General features: G+C 22.1%; 1 protein-coding gene. It reads left to right on the top strand.

What is annotated here, in order from left to right; translation table 11 throughout:
• The coding region (locus AC8IG9_RS06360) for an RING finger protein (RefSeq protein WP_507425976.1) at positions 1 to 408 on the top strand (408 nt) is incomplete at its 5' end.
• Positions 409 to 642 lie beyond the last annotated feature (234 nt).

Genomic DNA, 642 nt, shown 5'->3' with positions numbered 1-642 from the left:
TATATCAATTGTAAAATTGTAGGGTCTACAAATAAGGTATATAATATTAAAGTTTGGAAAAAATATGATAAAATTAATTGTTGTTGTTCATGCTTAGATTGTAGTATAAGAAAAATTTATTGTAAGCATATTTATTGGTTAGGATATAAAAAATTTGGTATAATAGAACCAACTGAATGGACAGTAGAAATCTATAATAATTTCTTAAATGAATCACTTATTAATAGTAAAATATATAGAAAAAATGAAAATTGTCCAATATGTTTAGAAGATATAGATTATCAAAATGAAATGACAGTAAATTGTACAAATACATGTTTAAATTCTGTTCATGCAGAATGTTGGTCAAGAAATGTAACTATTACATCAAATACAAATTGTGTTGTATGTAGAAGTGAAACTTTTTAACGTATTTTTTCAAACTTAAGTTTGAAAAACTTTAAAAGTTTCATCAAAAATAAAATACCTATTAAAAAATAGAAATAAACTAGTATAGAATAGTTTATTTTTACAATTAACTTTTAGTTTTGTATAAAATAAGTTGAATATAAATAAATATAGGTATAAAGTAACTGGTATCTTGGGGTAACTTGTAATTTGTGTATCTTGTAATTTGGGTATCTTGGGGTAACTTGTAATTTG

The sequence above is a fragment of the Candidatus Allofontibacter sp. genome, from assembly GCF_040404065.1.
GTDB lineage: Bacteria > Pseudomonadota > Alphaproteobacteria > Pelagibacterales > Pelagibacteraceae > Fontibacterium.
This window is presented reverse-complemented; position numbering and strand designations above follow the sequence as displayed.